The 3,888-nt window shown below is 31.5% G+C and carries 3 protein-coding genes; 2 read left to right on the plus strand and 1 reads right to left on the minus strand.

Features of this window, described 5'->3' with window-relative positions:
* Window positions 1-350: hypothetical protein (locus H131_RS25775; protein ID WP_010861511.1), on the minus strand; the 350-nt coding region annotated here is incomplete at its 3' end.
* 1,566 nt (window positions 351-1,916) lie between these two features.
* On the opposite strand from H131_RS25775, the gene H131_RS22885 reads away from it, so the two are divergent.
* On the plus strand, window positions 1,917-2,597 hold the full coding sequence (locus H131_RS22885; protein WP_010861513.1) for a response regulator transcription factor: 681 nt from the start codon (window positions 1,917-1,919) through the stop codon (window positions 2,595-2,597).
* The coding region (locus H131_RS22890; RefSeq protein ID WP_010861514.1) for a HAMP domain-containing protein at window positions 2,594-3,888 on the plus strand (1,295 nt) is incomplete at its 3' end. The genes H131_RS22885 and H131_RS22890, both read left to right, overlap by 4 nt.

Consider the following 3,888-nt stretch of genomic DNA (forward strand, 5'->3'; position numbering starts at 1 on the left):
CCATTGCCATTGCCGTTACCGTTTCCGTTACCTTGCTTTACAAACACATCAAATGTTAGTGTGTGCTCACCATACGTTCCCGTAATCGTCCTATTACCTTGACCTTTTCCTTTTACCACCCCTGCTTTTGATACATTTTTTAAGCTTTCGTGGAGAGTTGGACTATCTTTAGACAAACTTAGCTGTTCAGCAATATCCACCTTTAGTTGAATTATACTTTCGCTTTGACTATCCTGCTTGAATGGTTTCGATTCTTCAGCACTAGCACTCGACAATGGAACCAATAGAGAAAGTACCATAACGAAAACTAGAATACTACTTAAGAACTTCATAAACTTAAAATTTTTCAAATCTTATTTCCTCCTCTTTCTTTAATTGTCACACTTTTTCAGTTCAGTGTTATATTTCCAGTTTATCACAATGGAACTAATTCGAGAATCGTAATATTTAAATATTCTGAAATATTGATAATTAGTATCAATTTATGAAATATAGAGTAAATCTATCTTCCTAGTAATTGAATAAAAAAGTAGAACTTTCAAACGAGAAATGACTTACAGGAATTCATTAATTTTTTCAATTAATCCTATCAAGGCAGCAGAGTTTATAGAGTTCAGTTCTTCGCTTTGTTACAGGAGGAGAAATCATATCTTCGATCAGTTATGCTAAGTTTTAAGATGGAAAAGAATCATCTTCGTCAACTCCTATGTAAGAACGTAATCATCTTTCATTTTCTGTGGTGTGGTGTTAATTTTACGCGACATGGGGGCGTTAATTAAAGATCATTGGGTTGCGTATGCAACTCTTTTTTTATTGAACTAACGGGCCTGTATTGAGTTATACAACAAACGGGCCATTTTGTGGAATAAAGGTTGAATATTGAGTTTCGCAAGTACAAGGGGTTCCAGAAGCCAATCTTCCTACGCTCGTAAAAACGTAAAAGGGAATTCGAGAGGGTGGATTAGAGATAAAAAGTAACGACATAGGAAAATTACTCGGTCGCCCTGCTACACTGGTAAACGTAGCTTTAAGCCAAATTGTTAGTCAAATTCAAATTTCTCAAAACGGTGTAGAAACTAGAATAATTGAATAAAAAATAACAGCAAGCAATTCCTCCACCCATACATCGATTTGGTGGGGGAAATGCGTTTTTTTTATTATAAATCAATCGTTCCTTCAAAAAATAAAGTTCGGAAATTGATTCACATAAACTCCCGTATCTCTAGATAAACTTCGCAGTATCTCCATATAAACTACAGATTACTCTTATATAGTAAAGCTGCCGTTATACTACTTAAATTAAGAAGCAGGTTAGCACAAGAAGAATTCAAGTTAATCATAGCCTTTAGAAGAGAATTGTCGGGATAATCGTGCAAGAGAACGCTGTTGTCCCTTGGTTCAATGCTTTACTTGTTTTTGAACGAATAGGTATTATAGCATCGCACGATGGATTAAAAATGAAACTTTAAAATTTCTCTTATTCAGCTAAAGGGGGTGTTCGTATTAGTTGAAGATCTTTGAGCTGTCTAAACGGCTCCTTTTTTATTCAATTGGGGAATCAGATGGAACTGAACTTCAATAAATTGGGCATCTATTCAGTAGAGGAAAAAGCTGCCACCAGCAAAGTACAGGCAGAAGCTTCAACAAGTTGCCTAGCTTCATTTTACAAGTTCACAAAGGGTGCATTTTTTTTATTTCTCGACAGCTTATTATTAGATACCCAGAAAAGAATGAATTATTTGCAGAAATTCTACCTGATATGAAGATTAAATAAAGATATGGCAATGTCGTTGATTCTACTTACTTACTCGCTTAATATGGACATGTAAAGTTCATATAAATAGATTAAATGTTACTTACATTTAAACTTGGTTAGAATGAACTTATAATATTAAATAATTAAGCAGGGGATAAAAATGATTGATTCAATATTAATTATAGAAGATGAGGATATTTTACGAGAAATTCTTAAAGATTATTTTCTAAATGCAGGTTATTCGGTTTTAGAAGCTAAAGATGGGGAAGAGGCACTAAAGGTATTTCAAGAAAATGAGCTTAGTTTAATTATATTAGATATTATGCTACCTAAATTAGATGGATGGACTATTTGCCGACGAATTAGAAAAACTTCAAATATCCCGATTATTATGTTGACTGCTCGTACAGATGAAGATGATACATTATTAGGTTTTGAATTAGGAGCCGATGATTATGTAACGAAACCTTACAATCCATTAGTTTTATTAGCACGTGCCAAAAGGTTATTACATCACCGGGAACAGAAAAATAATGTAGTAGGTGATTATCTAGAAAGCGGTGGCATTAAAATATATATTCCGTCTAGGACTGTACAAGTAAATAATGAAGAGATTTCATTAACGCATACAGAATATGAAATGCTATTGTATTTAGTGGAAAATAAAGGGATAGTTATAACGAGAGATCAGCTTATAACAAAAGTATGGGGTTATGAACATATTGGAGATGACCGAACGATTAATAGTCACATGCGAAACTTGCGAAACAAATTAGGTGACCATTCCACATGTATAAAAACGATTGTTCGAACAGGTTATAAATTTGAGGACATACGATGAAAAGAGGAATTGTATTTAAGTTGTTTTTATTAACAACTATGCTTTGTATACTTATATTGGCTACCATTTTTGTCGGACAAACAATATTCTTTAAACAATTTTATATGAATAAAAAAGTAGAAGATTTAGAATCCAATTTAACTGTATTTGAAAAAGAGTATCATAAAAATAGTAACGACATTGCAAAAATTCAGCAGCTTGAAAGAGATTTTGCTGAAGAAAATAATGCTTGGATTACAATATTGGATCAGTATGGTAATTTAAAGCATGAGAATGATTTCTACATTGAAATACAGTTAAATGAGTATTATCAAAAACTACTTGGTATGAAAACAACTAAAGTTCCTTTATATATGATTGATGAGGATAATTCGGTCCAGTTGTCGGAATCATTATTGAAGAACAGTCAAGTATATATAATTGGATTCTTGAAAGAGTCACAAATAATTCCAGTCGAAATAATGATTGAACCAGTCGAAATAAATATTAACAATGAAGTGTATAGTAGAAGTCAAAATATATTGGCAAAATCTTTTACTTTCAGAAATAAAATGCTTTATGAAAAAATAGGAGGAACTAGGGAAAATTTAAAAGAAATATATATAGCTAATGAAAATTCTGATTTGGTTAATCTAGGAGGGGAAATTATTAATATTCAACTTCCAGAAAGTAATGATTTATCCAACGTCATTTATTCTAATTCATTATTTTTAGAGCAAATTAAAGATTTTCAAAATAAGTTAATATTAGATAAACTTGATTTTCCTAATGCCACTACACAACTAATTAATTATGAACAAAATGATATTAAATATAAGATTTTAATAGCAAAATCAGATGAAACGAATTCATATATATTTTCAATGACTTCGCTACAACCAGTTGATGAAGCTGTGCAAATGATTGAAGAATATTATATTTACATTGTTGCTTTTGTTTCTTTATTAATATTATTGGCATCTTATTACTATTCAATAAAAATTGCAAAGCCATTATTACGGATTACTCATACAACGGAGAAAATAGCGAATTTAGATTTTTCTGAGACAATTGCTGTTCATTCAAATGATGAAATTGGAGACTTATCGAGGAATATCAACTTACTTTCGAACGGGTTAAGTATGTATATTGAACAGCTACAGCAAGATATTGAAAAGGAGAAAAAGCTAGAAAATACGCGAAAAGAGTTTATTTCCGGTGTATCACATGAATTGAAAACACCTTTAAGTATTATGAAAAGCTGTATAACGATATTGAGAGGGAATGTAGCAAATCATAAGAAAGAGTATTA

The organism is Lysinibacillus sphaericus OT4b.31 (assembly GCF_000392615.1).
Lineage (GTDB): Bacteria > Bacillota > Bacilli > Bacillales_A > Planococcaceae > Lysinibacillus > Lysinibacillus sphaericus_B.

Bases quoted from the DNA above. Each gene is read 5' to 3' on its own strand.
- H131_RS22885 (WP_010861513.1), top strand. From the start codon at position 1,917: ATGATTGATTCAATATTAATTATAGAAGATGAGGATATTTTACGAGAA.